A 17,946-nucleotide genomic window follows, 5' to 3' on the forward strand; every position below is an offset into this window, starting at 1 on the left:
GAGGCCTCTTTCTTTTTAACGGAAATATTGTTTTAATCCTTCAGTCATTCCTTCTGTGACTCGTTCTTGGTAAGAGGCGCTATAAATGATCGCTTCCTCCTGAGGATTGCTTAAGTACCCGAGTTCATATAAAAGGGAAGGGCGTTTGTTTTCTCTTAAAACAAAGTAATCTCCGAATTTGACACCCTTATCAGGGATTTGAGAGCGTTTTGCGACTTCGGAATGAACGCTTGACGCTAACTGCTGATCTTTTGCTGCTTGATAATAATACGCTGTACTTCCTCTAACACTTTGGTCCATAAAGCTATCATAATGAAGACTAATAAATGCATCTGCATTTCGGTAATGAGATGTTGCCACCCTTGATTGGAGGCTGATAAAGGTATCATCACTTCTTGTTAAATATACATTTGCACCAGAAGCCCTTAATTTGCCTGCAAGTAAATTGGCGGTTTTGATTGTGAGGTTCTTTTCAAAAGCACCGTCTGCGCCAATTGTGCCGCTGTCTTTTCCGCCATGACCAGGATCAAGAACAATCGTTTTTCCTTTTAAAGAACCAGTTCCAGACGATGAATCCTGCTGAGGTCTTGGCGCTTCGCCGCTATTTTTCTTCGTTTGAACGACCCAGCTCGCCACATAGCCAGTTCCGCCGTTTGATAGTGTCACCTCGTACCAGTCGCCTTGCGTCCGAACGATTTGATAGGCAGCTCCTTTTGTTGCTCTTTCTGCAATCCCAGCAGAGGTAGAAGCGCTTTTTCGAATGTTGGTGCCGTCATAGACAATGTACGCTTTTTGCTCAGAAGCCGAAGAGGATGAACTCTTTTCAGGTGCAGAGCCTGCTCCTTTGCCTGTGACAATGTAATAGCTTGCAACCCAGCCTTTTACGCCTTTGCCCTCAATTTCATACCAGCCGTTCTGCTCTCGCAAAATGGTGATCTGTGTGTTGCGTGCAAGTGAAGCGACGACTTGTGCATTTGGTGCGGCCGATTGCCTTACATTCAAGCTCGATACGCCAACTGTACCTGTCTGGTTAGAGCGAGAGGACTCGCCGGAGCTTGATTGAGAAGTTTTCTGCCCCCCTGAAACATAATCAGAGTGAACCCAGCCTTCTGCTTGTTTATACGAAATTTTCGTCCATTCGCCGCTTGTCTCGAGCTTTTTAGCGGTAGCGCCTTGCGGGAAAGTACCAATCACTTGATAGGAAGTCCCAGGGCCTGTCCGGATGCGAAGATCGGAAGCTGTCGATGTAATTGTACTGTCTCCAGCCGTGCTTTGCGCCTTTGGTTTCGCGGATTTTTGAGCGCCGGATGATGTGGTAATCAGCCATGAGACGACCCAGCCTTTTTGTCCGTTTGATAATTGGATCTGCACCCATTCTCCTTGTTCAGTGAGAATGGGATAACTTTCGCCGCGTTTCACAACAGCTGCAATTCCATAGCTTAAACCAGGGCCCGTTCTCACATTGATTTCATCTGTTGCGACCACAGCTTGATCTGTTTGTGCTGTAGCATGTGTCATAGGCAAACCACTCGCGATGAGAACAAAACAAGTAAGCAGCATCATCATTTGATTGTGTTTTTTCAGATTCAAAACGGTGTTTTCCCCTCCCTTGTAAAACCGATGAATGTTAATTCGTTATGTAGTGGATGAATTCCTTGCAGTTTCCCTAATAAAAATGAATCAATCTGTTTATACTAAATAAAAATGTGATAAAAGGATGTACAAACATGAGATTAAGCAGAAAATTAGGACGAGTGCAATATAATGGACATCGTGATATCGACCGCTGGCAGCACGACGAAATGGATCAGCCAGGCTTCCTTGAAGAGACCGCATCTGAATACGGATGTACGTCAAAAGAAGAGCTGGAAAAGAAAAAGAGGCACGGCAAGGGTTGACAGAGTGGCAGCACCGACCTTATTATAATATAAATCAACACACTTGAAAATTTAAAATGTGGAACTGATGATAGAGAATAGTAGGGTAAATTGCGTGAGCAGAGAGGAATCGCCTTAGGCTGAAAGCGAATCCGCATGGCATTTATCACGAAAGAACACTCTGTAGGTTTCCTGCTGAACGCTCTAAAAATGAGTCAATAGGCGGAGAACGTGAATCTGCGTTAAGGATTTGAGCGGGAACATGGCTGGATCATGTTCCAACTAGGGTGGCACCACGGGTATAACTCTCGTCCCTACTATACACATAGTAGAGGCGGGGGTTTTTTATATGTCCACATAAAAAATGAATGATGGTCGTAGGAGGACGAAAAATGAGTTTTAATATTCCAAGAGGCACACAGGATATTTTACCTGGAGAGTCAGAACGCTGGCAGTATGTTGAACAAATTGCGAGAGAGACATGTGCAGCCTTTCAATACAAAGAAATCCGCACACCGATTTTTGAGCATACAGAGCTGTTTGCACGGGGAGTAGGCGAATCAACTGATATCGTTCAAAAAGAGATGTACACATTTGAAGATAAAAAAGGACGCAGCATCACACTACGTCCAGAGGGAACAGCTTCAACCGTCCGCTCTTATGTTGAAAATAAATTGTTCGCACAGCCGGCTCAGCCAACAAAGCTGTATTACATCGGACCAATGTTCCGCTATGAACGTCCGCAAACAGGAAGATATCGTCAATTTTATCAATTTGGGATAGAAGCGATTGGTTCCAAGGATCCTGCTATTGATGCAGAGGTCATTTCACTTGCGATGAGTGTATACGAGAAAGCAGGTCTTTCTAACTTAAAGCTCGTCATTAACAGCCTTGGTGACAAAGAGAGCCGTGCAGACTACCGCACAGCACTGGTCAAGCACTTTGAACCAAGAATTGAGGAATTCTGTCACGACTGTCAAACGCGTTTACATCAAAATCCGCTGCGCATTCTTGATTGTAAAAAGGATCGTGACCATGAACTGATGACAACAGCTCCATCCATTCAAGATTACTTAAATGAAGAATCTCGGACGTATTTTGAAAAGGTCAAACAATACTTATCAGATATAGGCATTGAGTATGTCGTTGATCCAAATTTAGTACGCGGTCTTGATTACTACAATCACACAGCATTTGAGATTATGAGTAATGCAGAAGGCTTTGGTGCGATTACAACATTAGCCGGCGGCGGCCGTTATGATGGACTCGTTGAAGGAATTGGCGGTCCTGAATCACCAGGGATTGGATTTGCGATGAGTATTGAGCGTTTCTTATCTGCGATCAATGCTGAAGGAATTGAGCTTCCTCTGCAAGATGGTATTGATTTATACATTGCTGCTCTCGGAGATGAAGCGAAGGATTATTCTGTTTCATTATTAAACCGTCTGAGAAAAGAAGGTATCTCAAGTGAAATGGACTATACAGGGAAGAAACTAAAAGGACAATTTAAAGCGGCTGATCGATTAAAAGCCAAATTTATTGCAGTTCTTGGTGAAGATGAGCTTGCGCAGCAAATTGTGAATGTGAAAGATACGACAACGGGTGAACAAATTGAAGTGAAGCTTGATGAGCTGATTCAAATGTTGAAGGCCCACCAGAAAGCGTAAAGAAGGAGTGGAATGTTTGTGTTTGGTAGAACTTTTTATTGTGGAGAAGTAACAGAAGACCAAATCGGTCAGTCAGTTGTATTAAAAGGATGGGTTCAAAAAAGGCGTGACCTAGGCGGATTAATCTTTATTGATTTGCGCGACCGTACAGGGATTGTACAAGTTGTCTTCAATCCAGACTTATCAAAAGAGGCGCTTGAGACAGCAGAATCAATTCGTAATGAATATGTTCTTGATATTAAAGGAACGGTTGTCGCAAGAGAAGAAGCAACGATCAACCCAAATTTAAAAACGGGCAAAATTGAAATTCAAGTCGAAACGGTCACCGTTTTAAATGAAGCAAAGACTCCTCCTTTTGTGATTTCAGATCAAGCAGACGAGGTATCAGAAGATGTTCGTTTAAAATATCGTTACCTGGATCTTCGCCGCCCTGCAATGTTTGAAACAATGAAAATGCGACATGAAGTCACAAAAGCATTCCGCCATTTCTTAGACGACAACGGCTTTCTAGACATTGAAACACCAATTTTAACAAAAAGTACGCCAGAAGGTGCGCGTGACTATCTTGTTCCAAGCCGTGTACACGAGGGAGAATTTTATGCACTGCCTCAGTCACCGCAATTATTTAAACAATTGCTGATGGTTTCTGGGATGGACCGTTATTATCAAATTGCCCGCTGTTTTAGAGATGAAGACTTGCGTGCTGACCGTCAGCCGGAATTTACACAAGTCGATATTGAAATGTCCTTTATGAGTCAAGAGGACATCATGACGCTTGCTGAAGAGATGATGGCGAAGGTGATGAAAGATGTCAAAGGTGTAGACCTTACATTGCCATTACCTCGTATGACATACGATGAAGCGATGAATTCTTATGGATCTGATAAGCCGGATACACGTTTTGAGATGAAGCTAGTGAACATTTCAGACACGGTAAAAGACTCCGATTTCAAAGTGTTTAGCGGAGCTGTGAAAAATGGTGGAGCTGTGAAAGCCATCAATGTAAAAGGGGCTGCAGCGAACTACTCAAGAAAAGACATTGATGCACTCGGTGCATTTGCTGCGAACTACGGTGCAAAAGGTCTAGCTTGGCTAAAAGCAGAAGGGACTGAATTAAAAGGTCCGATCGCTAAATTCTTTGATGAAGTAAAGCAAGCTGAATTAAAAGAACAGCTGCAAGTTGAAGAAGGCGACCTTTTACTCTTTGTTGCAGATAAGACGTCTGTTGTCCATGATGCGCTTGGTGCACTTCGCTTAAAACTTGGTAAAGAGCTTGAACTGATTGATGAGTCTGTATTCAATTTCTTATGGGTTGTCGATTGGCCGCTGCTTGAAAAGGATGAAGAAGAAGGCCGCTTCTATGCTGCCCATCATCCATTCACAATGCCGGTTCGCGATGATCTTGAATTAATTGAAACAAGCCCAGAAGACATGAAGGCCCAGGCTTACGATCTTGTGCTGAATGGCTACGAGCTTGGCGGAGGTTCTATTCGTATTTTCGAAAAGGACATTCAAGAAAAGATGTTTGGCTTACTTGGTTTTTCAAAAGAAGAAGCTTACGAACAATTCGGCTTCCTGCTGGATGCGTTTGAGCATGGTGTTCCTCCGCATGGCGGAATTGCGCTTGGGCTTGACCGTTTAGTGATGCTGCTTGCAGGCCGCTCTAACTTAAGAGATACGATTGCATTCCCGAAAACGGCAAGTGCGAGCTGCGTTCTTACAGATGCCCCTGGCCATGTAAGCGAGGCGCAGCTTGATGAGCTGAGTTTAGCGATTAAAACAAAAGTAAAACAGTAAAATAGGCGCATGTTTATAGGTATGTAAACGCTTGAAAAAGAAATATGCCTATGATATGCTTTCATCAATCAATAAATAAAGTCCTGATACGTACGGTGGTTACCTAGTTTTGACCGAACATTTTTTTATACGGGAGCTTGCCTTTCCTTTCTGCATAAATGCCTCTTTAGAGGACTTATAAAGTCAGGGAGAAAGCACCCACCTGCATGGTGCGGGGTTCAAAACGAAGGAAATGCTGGCGGCGTCATCGGGACTTTTTTGTGTTTTTTTCTTTTAGAGAAGGATGACGGAGAAGTCTGAATATGATATGATTCTTTCGATTCATTTTAAATAAAGGTGGAGTGAGGCACTTGTTACATCAGTTTTCAAGAAACGAGCTTGCCATTGGCAAGGAAGGCTTAAATATACTAAAAAACAGTACAGTTGCAGTGCTTGGTGTGGGCGGCGTTGGTTCATTCGCAGTAGAGGCACTCGCGCGTTCAGGCGTTGGCCGTATTGTTCTTGTTGATAAAGATGATATTGATATTACAAATGTAAACCGTCAGCTTCCAGCATTGCTATCAACAGTTGGCCAGCCAAAGGTTGACTTAATGCAGGCGAGAATCGCTGATATTAATCCAGAATGTGAAGTTGTTGCGCTGAAGATGTTTTATACAGAAGAAACATACGAACAATTTTTTGAGTATCCGCTTGATTATGTCATTGATGCCTCAGATACCATTCACTATAAAATTCATTTAATGAAAGAGTGTCTGAAACGAGGTGTGAACATCATTTCAAGTATGGGAGCTGCGAACAAAACAGATCCGACACGCTTCAAAATTGATGATATTTCAAAAACACATACCGATCCTATTGCAAAAGTTGTGAGAACACGTTTGCGTAAGGAAGGGATTCGTAAAGGAATTGAAGTCATTTTCTCTGACGAAAGTCCAATTGTCATTCGCGAAGATGTCAGAAAAGAAGTTGGAAATGATGAAGCGAAGATTCGCAAGGCGCAAATGCCGCCATCATCTAATGCGTTCGTTCCGTCTGTTGCCGGACTGATCATGGGTGGTCATGTCATTATGAAGCTTTTAAAAGATATTCCAATTACTCGTGTGAAGGATAAATAAACAGCCCACCTGCTGACATGCAGGGGGCTTTTTTTATTTCTGGCGTTTTAAATTCTCATAGACCTGTTTCAATGCACCTTCAAATTTTCCGGTTTGTTTCGGTACATAGTATTGCTTGTTTTTCAGCGGATCAGGTAAATATTGCTGCTTCACCCAGCCGTTTTCGTAATCATGTGGGTATAAGTAATCGACGCCTCTTCCGAGTGCTGTGGCGCCTTTGTAGTGAGCATCCTTTAAATGAACTGGAACTTCTCCAATTTTCCCTGTACGAATGTCACCAAGTGCCGCATCAATCGCCTTATATGCCGAATTAGACTTAGGAGAAAGACACAGCTCAATCACTGCGTTCGCCAGTGGAATCCGTGCTTCTGGGAAGCCGACTCTTTCTGCTGTTTGTACTGCGCTTAACACGCGGGGGCCAGCCTGCGGACTAGCTAAGCCAATGTCCTCGTAAGCCATCACGAGTAATCTCCTTGAAATGCTTTCAAGGTCTCCAGCTTCGATCAGTCTGGCAAGGTAATGCAGCGCCGCATCTGTATCAGATCCTCTAATGGATTTTTGAAAAGCCGAGAGGACATCATAATGAGCATCACCATTCTTGTCATGTGAGAAGCTCTTTTTTTGTAAACATTCTTCTGCTGCGGCAAGAGTGATTGTGATATGCCCTGTCTCATCAGCTTTTGTCGATAAGACAGCGAGCTCGAGTGCATTTAAAGCAGAACGCACGTCTCCTCCGCATCCATTGGCAAAATGATTCATCGCTTCATCGTCCACTGTCACCTCATAGCCGCCAAGCCCGCGATGTTCATCCTGTAAGGCTCTTGTTAACGCAGCTTTGATTTGCTCTGTTTCAAGCGGCTTCAGCTCGAATATTTGTGTCCGGCTTCGAATGGCAGGATTGATCGCATGATAGGGATTAGCCGTCGTTGCCCCAATTAAAATGATCATGCCATTTTCTAAATAAGGAAGAAGAAAATCCTGCTTTCCTTTATCAAGCCGGTGGACTTCGTCTAAAATAAGGATCACCTGGCCGCTCATTTTCGCTTCAGCGGCAACAGCTTCCATATCCTTTTTGTTATGAATGACCGCATTTAATGTACGAAAAGCAATGCTTGTACTGCCAGCAATCGCGGTTGCAATCGATGTTTTGCCGATGCCCGGCGGTCCGTATAAAATCATCGAGGATAAATGTTTTGCCTCGACCATTCGCCTAATAATTTGACCTTCCCCAACAAGATGCTCCTGCCCAATAATGTCTTCAATATGACTTGGGCGCATCCGGTACGCTAAAGGTTTCATAATTATCTCTCCTATAGCAATGTCTTGTTTGTATAGAGTACCGAAAATTCTTCAAATAGAAAAGGGATTCGTCCTTCTATCATGATCAGAACCCGTAAATGAAAGTTGGCAGAAAGTATGATATAATTGCTTTTGGTCTATATATCAGCGTATATGAAATCAGAAAAATAATTGATGACATAGAATAGAAAACGCAGAGGTGTTTAACTTGAAAATATCAACTAAAGGCAGATATGGTCTGACGATCATGATCGAATTAGCCAAAAAACATGGCGAAGGCCCTACATCATTAAAATCAATCGCTCAAAACAATGATTTGTCTGAGCATTATTTAGAGCAGCTTGTATCACCACTCCGCAATGCCCGTCTTGTAAAAAGTATCCGCGGAGCGTATGGCGGCTATGTTCTTGCACATGAACCAAACGAGATCACAGCAGGTGATATTATTCGTGTATTAGAAGGACCCATTAGTCCTGTTGAAGTCATCGAAAACGAAGAACCAGCAAAGCGTGAACTATGGATTCGTATTCGTGATGCAGTAAAAGACGTACTAGACAATACAACTCTTGAAGACTTGGCAAGCTACACAGATGACGGGGATCAAGACTCGTATATGTTCTATATTTAGATCAGAGGTGTACCGGAAATGGAACGAATCTATTTAGATCATGCGGCCACTACGCCGATGGATCAGCGTATTGTGGACAAGATGATGCCGTACTTTACAGAGATATTTGGCAATCCCTCTAGTATTCATTCATATGGGCGCGAGGCAAGAAAGTGGCTCGATGAAGCAAGAGAAGTCATTGCAGGAGAATTACACTGTAAGCCGCAGGAGATCATCCTCACAAGCGGTGGAACCGAGGCGGACAACCTGGCAATTACAGGTGTTGCCATGGCAAGACAGCATGAAGGAAAACATATTATCACAGTGAAAACAGAGCATCATGCGGTGCTGCATACATGTGAACGTCTAGAGAAACTTGGATTTGAAGTGACATATTTAGATGTGGACAAAACTGGATTGATTCATCTTGATCAATTAAAACAAGCATTGAGAGATGATACGATTCTTGTGACCGTTATGTACGGCAATAATGAAACAGGTGTGATTCAGCCAATTAAAGACATTGGCGAACTTCTGCGTGATCACTCTGCTCATTTTCATACAGACGCAGTGCAGGCGTTTGGAACAATGCCAATCGATGTAGCAGACCTTCATATTGATCTTTTATCTGCTTCTGGCCATAAACTGAATGGTCCGATGGGAACTGGCTTTTTATATGTAAACGAGGGCGTGAAACTTTCTCCGCAAATATTCGGAGGCGAACAAGAAAGAAAGCGCCGTGCTGGCACTGAAAATGTGGCAGGAATTGTTGGGCTTGCAGAAGCTGTTCAATTAACGAAGCAAAATAGAAGAGAAAAAGCGATGCATTATGGTAAGCTCAAAGAAACCATGCTGCAAGTATTCGAAGAGGAATCTCTCAATTTCTCTATCAATGGACATCCGAAAGAGACATTGCCGCACATTTTAAATGTTCATTTCCCGGGCGTCTCCATTGAATCGCTGCTTGTGAATTTAGATATGGAAGGAATTGCTGTTTCAAGCGGATCGGCATGTACGGCTGGATCTGTCCTTCCTTCGCACGTGTTAAGCGCCATGTATGGCGAAGAAGCAAAAGAGCTGACATCCTCAGTCAGAATAAGCTTCGGTCTTGGGAATGAAGAGGATCATGTGAAGCAGGCGGCACGTAAGATAGCGGCTGTTGTCAAACGCCTTGCCAAATAAATGCTTCCTTTTGTTCGTGTGTGAAAAATGAAACAGCAAAGCACCTAAAGAACGAAACGCGCATGTTGTTTCATTGAAATTGGAGTTGATGAAGATGACAAAAAGACCAGAAGAAACAAGAGTTGTGGTCGGTATGTCCGGAGGAGTCGATTCATCAGTTGCCGCTCTTATGTTAAAGGAGCAAGGCTATGATGTCATCGGCATATTTATGAAAAACTGGGATGACACTGATGAAAATGGTGTCTGCACAGCAACGGAAGACTATGAGGATGTCATCCGCGTATGTAACCAAATTGGAATCCCTTATTATGCAGTGAATTTCGAGAAGCAATATTGGGACAAAGTGTTTCAATATTTCCTTGATGAATATAAAGCGGGCAGAACGCCAAACCCAGATGTCATGTGTAACAAAGAAATTAAGTTCAAGGCATTCCTTGAGCATGCATTGTCACTTGGTGCGGATTATTTGGCAACAGGACACTATGCTCGTGTTGATCGAACTGGTGATGAAGTCAAAATGCTGCGAGGTCTTGATGCAAACAAAGACCAAACGTATTTCTTAAATCAGCTGACACAGGAACAACTTGATAAAGTCATGTTCCCAATCGGTGATTTAGAGAAAAAAAGGGTTCGTGAATTGGCAAAAGAAGCAGAGCTCGCAACAGCAACGAAAAAAGATTCAACAGGTATCTGCTTTATTGGAGAAAGAAACTTTAAAACGTTCCTCAGTCAATATTTGCCTGCACAGCCTGGTGTGATGCAGACAATGGACGGAGAAGTAAAAGGGGAGCACGATGGACTGATGTATTACACGATCGGTCAGCGCCAAGGACTTGGTATTGGCGGCAGTGGTGATCCTTGGTTTGTCGTTGGAAAAGACTTGGAGAAAAACATCTTGTTTGTTGAACAAGGCTTCCACAATCCACTTTTATACTCTGAAAGCATTTCAGCTGTTAATATCAGCTGGACTCGTCCCCATATTGTCGGAGAAAACGGTGAATTAACTTGCACAGCAAAATTCAGATACCGTCAAGAAGATCACCATGTGAAGGTCAAAATGACAGGTGAGCAAGAAGCGATGGTTATCTTTGATGAACCTGTTCGTGCTGTTACCCCGGGACAAGCGGTTGTTTTTTATGATGGCGACGAATGTCTTGGCGGCGGTACAATTGACGATGTCTTCAAAGATGGTCAAAAGCTGTCGTATGTGTAGCATGTTTCAAAACCTCAACGTCGCTGTTGAGGTTTTTTAATGAAAGGATGAGAGAGCGAATGAATTATAACGAAATCGGCATAGAAGCCTTGAATCAAGGGAATATCGAAAAAGCAGCTGAAGCTTTTACAAAAGCGATCGAAGAAAGCCCGAAGGACCCGGTTCCATATATTAACTTTGCGAACTTACTTTCAAGTATCAATGAATTTGAACGCGCTTTAAACTTTTTTCAGAAAGCAATTGAACTTGATCATACCGCAGCTGCAGCCTATTATGGAGCAGGAAATGTATATACATTAAAAGAAGACTTTATGAAAGCGAAAGACTATTTTGAACAAGCACTAAAAGCCGGCATGGAAAATAGTGATTTGTTTTATATGCTCGGGCAGACGCTCATCAAATTAGAGCAGCCAAAGCTTGCGATGCCGTATCTTCAGCGAGCCGTTGAACTAAACGAAGAAGATAATGAAGCAAGATTCCAATTTGGCATGTGCTTAGCCAATGAACACATGCTGGAAGAAGCGGTGACAACTTTTACTGAAGTCATCACGCGTGATCCGCAGCATGCAGATGCCTTTTATAATTTAGGGGTTGCGTATGCGTACTTAGAGAAAAAAGACGAAGCACTTGAGATGCTGGGTAAAGCCATTGACGTGCAGCCTGACCATATGCTGGCACTACATGCGCAAAAGCTGATTCAAGAGGCAGAATAGATGGAAGGAGGGAAGACCTGTGCAGGAACATCCAGATCAAATGAAGCTTGAGGACGAACCGTTTTTAAAGGGGATCATTCAAGCCGTTATTTTCCATAATGAAAGTAATTTATACTCGGTGTTAAAGGTAAAAGTCATTGAAACATCGGAAAACTTAGAGGAAAAAACAGCATCTGTCACAGGCTACTTCCCAGCACTTCATGAGGAGGAAACCTACACCTTTTATGGCAAAGTGACAAGCCATCCGAAATTTGGTGAACAGTTTCAGGCTACTCATTTTCAAAAGGAAGTACCGACAACGAAGCAAGGCATCATTCATTATCTCTCAAGTGATTTATTTGAGGGGATAGGCAAAAAGACGGCTGAAGAAATCGTGGGGCAGCTTGGCAATCAGACGCTTCATAAGATTATGCGTGACCCAGCTGTTTTGTATGATGTACCGCGCTTATCAAAAAAGAAAGCGGATAAGCTGGCCGCAGCGCTTCAGGAGCATCAAGGGCTGGAACAAATTATGATCAGCCTGAATCAGTATGGCTTTGGTCCGCAGCTCAGCATGAAGATTTACCAAGTATACGAGAGTGAAACGCTGCAGAAAATAGAGGAAAATCCCTATCAGCTCGTTAAGGATGTTGAGGGGATCGGATTTATTAAGGCGGATGAGCTTGGCGCTAGAACAGGCATCTCAGGAAATGACCCAGAACGGATTCGCGCAGCCTTGCTATATACAGTGGAGACAGCCAGTCTACAGGACGGTCATACGTACATACAAACGAAAGATTTGATCGTCGAAACCCGCAAGCTGCTCAACCAAACAGGCAATGATTACAAAGTGACTGAAATGGATGTTGCCAATCAGATCATTGCACTTGGCGAAGGAAAAGAAATGATTATTGAAGATGACCGCTGCTATCATCCATCCTTATTTTATGCGGAGCAAAGTGTCGCCAAACGCATTCAAAAAATCGTCTCCCAAACAGAATATGCAGATCAATTTCCTGAATCAGAATTCCTGCTAGCACTTGGCGAGCTGGAGGAGCGGTTAGGCGTCCAATATGCACCGACACAAAAGGAAGCGATTCAAAAGGCACTCATGTCCCCTATGCTGCTTTTAACAGGCGGGCCTGGAACAGGGAAGACAACAGTCATTAAAGGGATTGTCGAGCTTTACAGTGATCTTCACGGTGTATCTCTTGATCCAAGTGATTATAAAAAAGATGAATCCTTCCCATTTGTGCTTGCGGCACCAACTGGACGGGCGGCCAAACGGATGACAGAATCAACAGGGCTTCCAGCTGTCACCATTCACCGGCTGCTAGGCTGGAATGGTTCGGAGGGCTTCTCTCATGATGAGGAACAGCCGATTGAAGGCAAGCTTGTCATCATTGATGAATCAAGTATGCTGGATATTTGGCTGGCGAATCATTTGTTTAAAGCGATTCCTGATCATATCCAAGTGATTATGGTAGGGGATGAACATCAGCTGCCATCTGTCGGACCAGGCCAAGTTTTACGGGATTTGCTTGCCTCAAAAGCCGTGCCGGCTGTTACCTTGACAGATATTTACCGGCAGGCAGACGGCTCAACCATTGTTGAACTTGCACATGATATGAAAAATGGTGTGCTGCCAAAGGATATCACTGCACGCTCAAAGGATCGGTCCTTCATTCAGTGTTCAGCTGATCAAATGAAAGAAGTCATTGAGAAAGTTGTCAGCAATGCTGCTCAAAAAGGGTTTTCGGCAAAGGATATTCAAGTGCTGGCACCGATGTATAAAGGAAAAGCAGGCATCAATGAGCTCAACAAAATGCTGCAGCACATTTTGAATCCTAAAAAACCAAAGGGCAGGGAAATCCCGTTTGGTGATGTGGTGTACCGGACAGGTGATAAGGTGCTTCAGCTTGTGAATCAGCCGGAGAACAACATTTTTAACGGCGATATCGGTGAAATTGTCTCGATTTTTTATGCAAAAGAAAATACAGAAAAAGAAGACATGGCTGTGATCTCCTTTGATGGAAATGAAATCACCTTTACAAAAAAAGATTTTCATCAATTTACCCATGCTTATTGCTGCTCTATTCACAAATCACAAGGAAGTGAATTCCCGATTGTTGTGCTGCCAGTCGTGAGGAGCTATTACCGAATGCTTCGGCGGAATCTGCTGTACACAGCCATTACACGCAGTAAAAAGTTTTTAATACTGTGCGGTGAGGAATCAGCGCTGGAGTGGGGCGTGAAAAACAATGAGGATTCCCTTAGACAAACGTCCTTAACGATGCGGCTAGTGCAAACCGAACAAATCATGGATGCAGAACTTGAAGCGCTCCAAAAAGAGCTTCCATTTAGCGTACATGACGCAAATATTGGCATGGAGGGAATCACTCCATTTGATTTTATGCATGAGTAGAAGGCTTCCATATGGAAGCCTTTTAGCGTGAAAAGAACTTCACCTATTCCGTTCATGGAAGCCATTTCTTCGTATGAGTCATGAATCAAACGCACACGATAAGACTGTTCCGCAAAAGGTGGTTGAGCACATTTTGAGAACATGCCGAGAACTTGAAGGAATGACGATCTATGCAGGTGAGCTGTCCCAATCGCTTGGTTCCATAAAAGATATTTGCTTTTTAGCCGGAGGCAGCTGCGGAGGATATGTGTTAGAGGGGAAAAAGAAAGACTGTGCACTCGTTCCATTTTCTGCTTTTGATCAGCTGACAGACAAAGGTTTGTATGTGAGCTGCCAGGAGGGAGTGGGCATGGATTCCTCTGCTCCATTCTTGTTATTTTCGAAATTAAAAAAGAAAATGATGCAGTCGCCTGATGGTGAAAATTTAGGCATTTTAGAAGATGTATACTTTTGCTCAAATTCGGGCACAATCGTAGCATATGAACTCTCGGACGGCTTCTTTACAGAGCTATCAGGGATTCGGAAACAGCTGCAGGCTGCCGGAACCTTGATGAACGTTCAAAAAGAAGCACTGGTTCTAGACCGAACGTAAAGAGGTGCTGATTATGCTCATTTGCCCAAATTGCAAATGTAAAGACATCGGAAAAATTGGGGTCAATCAATATTATTGCTGGGGCTGTTTTATTGAATTGACGCTGTCAAAAGGCAAAATATCTACACACCAAGTGGAGGAAGACGGGACACTAAGCAGCTTAGATGATCTGTTTAGTGACGATGAACGTTCAATTCAACTATAAGTGTTAAGGGGGAATTTCGAATGGGCAAAATGACTTCTTCACTATTAACGCTTGGTGCAGGTGCACTCGCATATCACTTTGCAAGCCGATATGATATGCCATCAAAGCGGGATATGAAAAAGCTAAGAAAACGTGTTATGAGAATGATGTAAACAAAAAGGGCTAAAATGATCTTCATTTTAGCCCTTTGTTTTTTTCATCGTGATAGCAAACTGGTCTATACGCTGAGGCATCCGCCAAGAGCGGATGTCCTTTTTATGCCTGCCTGTATTCTAATCGTCTTGCAAGAATGGATAAGCTGAAATTGACGACAAAATACATCATAGCTGCCAATAAGAAAATTGGCAGTAAATAGGATTGGCTTTGACCGTTTAATATTTGAGCGTGATGTAATAATTCTGGAAGCGCAATGACAACGGCAAGCGACGTATCTTTCAAAAGAGATATGAACTGACTGACAATTGGCGGCACCATTCGGCGCAGAGCCTGCGGCATAATAATCATTTTCAGTGTTTGAATATAGGTTAAACCAGAAGATCTGGCTGCTTCAATCTGGCCCTTATCAATTGATTTAAGACCGCTCCGAATAATTTCTGACAGCATCGCGGATTCAAACACGGTTAAAGCTGCAATGGCAGAGGCTGTGATGCTTAGCTTGATGCCGATTTCAGGCAATGCAAAATACGTGAAAAAGATGATCAGCAAAAGCGGCAGGTTTCGAATGGTCTCTACAACTACCGCAAGCACCTTCGATAAAACAGGTATTTGAGCGAACCGTAATGTACCAACGACTAATCCAATGATAAAGCTCAAAATGATGGAGATAAAAGCCACTTTTAAGGTGACAGCAAATCCTTCAAGTAAAAAGGCGAGATGATCAGGCTGGTAGGCACCTATAAAATCCATGATGTTTCCTCCTTTCTAGTGGCTTCTTGCTAATCTTCTTTCTAAATAACCGACGCCTAGACTGAGCGGAATGGTTAATAGCAGATAGAACATCGCAACAAAGATGTAGACATCAAACGTTACAAATGTTCTAGACGCAATGAGGTCTCCTTGATACATGAGATCAAACCCTGCAATGACTCCTAAAATCGAGGAGTTTTTGACAAGGTTAATAAATTGATTCCCAAGAGGGGGAATGACGATTTTAATCGCCTGCGGCAAAATGATATACCGCATCGTCCCGCCATATGACAGACCTGAGGCGCGGGCTGCTTCCATTTGTCCAAGCGGTACAGCTTGTATCCCTGCACGAATGGCTTCAGCAATAAAGGCAGACGTATAAATGGCAAGAGCAATTGTTCCAGCAGTAAAGCCATCTGCTACAATACCCAGCACAGGTAAACCAAAGAAGAAAACAAAGGTGATCAATAATAACGGAATATTCCGAATAAATTCAACATAAGCCGTTCCGAACCAGTTGAGCGGCCTAAATGGCGCAATTCTCATAATGGCAATGAGTGTACCGATCAAAAAGCTTCCAATCAGAGCAATGACACTTGCACCAATGGTATATTTAAAGCCTTCTAAATAAAGATGAACATTTTCAGTGAGAATGGAAAACCGCAGCAATCAGTTCACTTCCTTCCTGATCAACAGGGGAGCCTTTAAGCGGCTCACCTGAGGCATTGATCTTAAACGAATCAAATGTTATTCTTTGATCCATTTTTTGAGAATCTTGTCATACTCTCCATTGTCTTTTAACGTTTTTAAGGCTTTATTGATCGCATCTGTTAATTCTTGATCTCCTTTTTTCACAGCAATGCCATAAGGCTCATCGGTAAAAGTGCCGCCGACCACTTCATAATTTGAATCCTCATCTGCCATACCAAATAAGATCGCATTATCAGTTGTCAGCACTTGCCCTTGGTTTGATTTTAATGCTGTAAAAGCCTCCTGATAGTTCTCAAATTCTAATACGGATGCTTCAGGTGCTTTCTCGCGGATATTTTGAGAAGAAGTAGATCCTTTCACGGCCAGCACCTTCGTTCCTTTTTTAAGATCATCAATGGATTGAATGTCGCTTCCTTTTTTCACAAGCAGTGATTGTCCTGCTTCAAAGTAAACATCTGAGAAATTGACTTCTTTTTTACGCTCTTCTGTAATTGTCATGGTCGCAACAATCGCATGGATATCCCCTTTTTGAAGCAAAGGAATTCTTGTTTTAGATGTCACTTCCTTAAATTCTGCTTTTCCTTCATCGCCGAGTATTTCCTTTGTGATGGCTTTTGCCATGTCAATATCAAATCCTTCAATATCACCGCTGCTCGGATTTTTTAGACCGAATAAACGTGTGTCATTTTTTACACCGAAAATGATTTTTTTGTCTTTCTTAATGGCTTCTAAAGAACTTCCTTGTTTTGCATCAGTTGACCCTTTTTCAGTAGATCCACAAGCAGCCAAAGCGGCGATGCAGCAAGTCATAAAGAGCAGCAGGCCAAAGCGTTTCATTTTTTTCATCAAACCATTCCCCCTAGTGATTTAATATACGGCTTAAAAATAATTGAGCACGTTTCTCTTGCGGTTTTTCATAAAATGCAGCCGGTGTTGATTCTTCAAGAATTCTGCCTTCATCAATAAAGACAATACGGTCAGCCACTTCGCGGGCAAAGCCCATCTCATGCGTGACGACAACCATGGTCATGCCTTCACGAGCCAGCTGCTTCATCACATCTAATACCTCGCCGATCATCTCTGGATCAAGTGCAGATGTCGGTTCGTCAAAAAGCATCACCTCCGGCTTCATCGCAAGCCCTCTTGCAATGGCAACGCGCTGCTGCTGTCCGCCCGAGAGTCGTGAAGGGTAGGTGTCTGCCTTTTCAGGAATGCCGACTTTATTTAAATAAAATTCAGCTGTTTCCTTTGCTTCTTCCTTGCTCACTTTTTTGACCTTCATCGGCGCAAGCATAATGTTTTCAAGCACCGTCTTATGCGGATAGAGGTGAAAATGCTGAAAGACCATTCCGATATTTTGCCTGACAAGATTGATGTTGGTCTTCGGATGCTGAACAGACACTTGGTTGACGAGAACTTTTCCCGCATCAATGCTTTCAAGACGATTGATACACCTGAGCATCGTGCTTTTACCAGACCCTGAAGGACCGATGATCACAACAACCTCCCCTTTTTGAATATGTAGGTTCATGTCCTTAAGTACATGGAACTGGCCATAATGCTTGTTGACTTCTTCGAATGTGATCATGAAGAACCTCCTCTTGTGTTTCATTGGCTAAAGCTAAAGTGGATTCTAGCACAACTTGTGTAAAAAGAAG

Annotated in this window: 18 protein-coding genes, 1 other RNA gene and 1 other annotated feature; of the genes, 13 read left to right on the top strand and 6 right to left on the bottom strand. The window is 43.0% G+C overall.

Annotated features, from left to right (window positions below; translation table 11 throughout):
• Nucleotides 1-15: 15 nt before the first annotated feature.
• A complete protein-coding gene (locus tag BAE31_RS10510; protein WP_076840403.1) occupies nt 16-1,590 on the bottom strand; it encodes an N-acetylmuramoyl-L-alanine amidase family protein in 1,575 nt (524 codons plus the stop codon).
• Nucleotides 1,591-1,727: 137 nt separating this feature from the next.
• Here BAE31_RS10510 and BAE31_RS19680 point away from each other — a divergent pair, with 137 nt between their 5' ends.
• The 5 genes from BAE31_RS19680 to BAE31_RS10530 all read left to right on the top strand — a co-directional run bounded on the left by BAE31_RS19680 (nt 1,728) and on the right by BAE31_RS10530 (nt 6,456).
• Nucleotides 1,728-1,898, top strand: coding sequence for a YrzK family protein (locus BAE31_RS19680; protein ID WP_003216250.1), 171 nt, complete (start codon nt 1,728-1,730; stop codon nt 1,896-1,898).
• A 58-nt stretch (nt 1,899-1,956) separates the two neighbouring features.
• Nucleotides 1,957-2,196 (top strand) — a binding site (T-box leader).
• Between the two features lie 73 nt (nt 2,197-2,269).
• The gene (gene hisS, locus BAE31_RS10515; protein WP_076840404.1) at nt 2,270-3,544 is read left to right on the top strand and encodes a histidine--tRNA ligase; all 1,275 of its coding nucleotides are present in this window, start codon (nt 2,270-2,272) and stop codon (nt 3,542-3,544) included.
• 18 nt (nt 3,545-3,562) lie between these two features.
• On the top strand, nt 3,563-5,341 hold the full coding sequence (aspS, locus tag BAE31_RS10520) for an aspartate--tRNA ligase (protein WP_117612515.1): 1,779 nt from the start codon (nt 3,563-3,565) through the stop codon (nt 5,339-5,341).
• A 77-nt stretch (nt 5,342-5,418) separates the two neighbouring features.
• A non-coding RNA gene (gene ssrS, locus BAE31_RS10525) (6S RNA) lies at nt 5,419-5,599 on the top strand.
• 92 nt (nt 5,600-5,691) lie between these two features.
• Nucleotides 5,692-6,456 carry a tRNA threonylcarbamoyladenosine dehydratase gene (locus BAE31_RS10530; RefSeq protein ID WP_024423127.1) on the top strand — a complete coding sequence of 255 codons (765 nt, stop codon included), beginning with the start codon at nt 5,692-5,694 and terminating at the stop codon, nt 6,454-6,456.
• A gap of 33 nt (nt 6,457-6,489) precedes the next feature.
• On the opposite strand, the gene BAE31_RS10535 is transcribed toward BAE31_RS10530, so the two are convergent.
• Nucleotides 6,490-7,755 (bottom strand): replication-associated recombination protein A, encoded by a 1,266-nt coding sequence (locus BAE31_RS10535; RefSeq protein ID WP_076840405.1) that lies wholly within the window; start codon nt 7,753-7,755, stop codon nt 6,490-6,492.
• Nucleotides 7,756-7,963: 208 nt separating this feature from the next.
• Here BAE31_RS10535 and cymR point away from each other — a divergent pair, with 208 nt between their 5' ends.
• The 8 genes from cymR to BAE31_RS10575 all read left to right on the top strand — a co-directional run bounded on the left by cymR (nt 7,964) and on the right by BAE31_RS10575 (nt 14,823).
• Complete coding sequence (gene cymR, locus BAE31_RS10540; RefSeq protein ID WP_024423125.1) at nt 7,964-8,383, top strand: cysteine metabolism transcriptional regulator CymR; 420 nt, start codon at nt 7,964-7,966, stop codon at nt 8,381-8,383.
• Between the two features lie 18 nt (nt 8,384-8,401).
• A complete protein-coding gene (locus BAE31_RS10545; protein ID WP_076840406.1) occupies nt 8,402-9,544 on the top strand; it encodes a cysteine desulfurase family protein in 1,143 nt (380 codons plus the stop codon).
• 94 nt (nt 9,545-9,638) lie between these two features.
• Nucleotides 9,639-10,757, top strand: a complete 1,119-nt coding sequence (gene mnmA / locus BAE31_RS10550) for a tRNA 2-thiouridine(34) synthase MnmA (RefSeq protein WP_041107037.1) — start codon at nt 9,639-9,641, stop codon at nt 10,755-10,757.
• A 59-nt stretch (nt 10,758-10,816) separates the two neighbouring features.
• On the top strand, nt 10,817-11,470 hold the full coding sequence (locus BAE31_RS10555) for a tetratricopeptide repeat protein (RefSeq protein WP_076840407.1): 654 nt from the start codon (nt 10,817-10,819) through the stop codon (nt 11,468-11,470).
• Between the two features lie 19 nt (nt 11,471-11,489).
• Nucleotides 11,490-13,874, top strand: coding sequence for an SF1B family DNA helicase RecD2 (gene recD2 / locus BAE31_RS10560; protein ID WP_075622137.1), 2,385 nt, complete (start codon nt 11,490-11,492; stop codon nt 13,872-13,874).
• Between the two features lie 73 nt (nt 13,875-13,947).
• On the top strand, nt 13,948-14,466 hold the full coding sequence (locus BAE31_RS10565; RefSeq protein WP_083703994.1) for a PRC-barrel domain-containing protein: 519 nt from the start codon (nt 13,948-13,950) through the stop codon (nt 14,464-14,466).
• Between the two features lie 13 nt (nt 14,467-14,479).
• On the top strand, nt 14,480-14,671 hold the full coding sequence (locus BAE31_RS10570; RefSeq protein WP_003216308.1) for a hypothetical protein: 192 nt from the start codon (nt 14,480-14,482) through the stop codon (nt 14,669-14,671).
• Nucleotides 14,672-14,691: 20 nt separating this feature from the next.
• On the top strand, nt 14,692-14,823 hold the full coding sequence (locus tag BAE31_RS10575) for a YrzQ family protein (RefSeq protein WP_003216198.1): 132 nt from the start codon (nt 14,692-14,694) through the stop codon (nt 14,821-14,823).
• A gap of 103 nt (nt 14,824-14,926) precedes the next feature.
• On the opposite strand, the gene BAE31_RS10580 is transcribed toward BAE31_RS10575, so the two are convergent.
• The 4 genes from BAE31_RS10580 to BAE31_RS10595 all read right to left on the bottom strand — a co-directional run bounded on the left by BAE31_RS10580 (nt 14,927) and on the right by BAE31_RS10595 (nt 17,876).
• Nucleotides 14,927-15,577: an amino acid ABC transporter permease gene (locus BAE31_RS10580; protein ID WP_024427867.1), complete on the bottom strand. Its 651-nt coding sequence runs from the start codon at nt 15,575-15,577 to the stop codon at nt 14,927-14,929.
• Between the two features lie 15 nt (nt 15,578-15,592).
• Entirely contained in the window at nt 15,593-16,246 is a 654-nt protein-coding gene (locus BAE31_RS10585; protein WP_024423118.1) for an amino acid ABC transporter permease, read from the bottom strand.
• A 78-nt stretch (nt 16,247-16,324) separates the two neighbouring features.
• On the bottom strand, nt 16,325-17,134 hold the full coding sequence (locus BAE31_RS10590; protein ID WP_075622138.1) for a transporter substrate-binding domain-containing protein: 810 nt from the start codon (nt 17,132-17,134) through the stop codon (nt 16,325-16,327).
• A gap of 13 nt (nt 17,135-17,147) precedes the next feature.
• Complete coding sequence (locus tag BAE31_RS10595; protein ID WP_076840408.1) at nt 17,148-17,876, bottom strand: amino acid ABC transporter ATP-binding protein; 729 nt, start codon at nt 17,874-17,876, stop codon at nt 17,148-17,150.
• Nucleotides 17,877-17,946: the final 70 nt, after the last annotated feature.

The organism is Bacillus sp. I-2 (genome assembly GCF_001974945.1).
GTDB classification, from domain to species: Bacteria; Bacillota; Bacilli; order Bacillales; family Bacillaceae; genus Bacillus; species Bacillus safensis.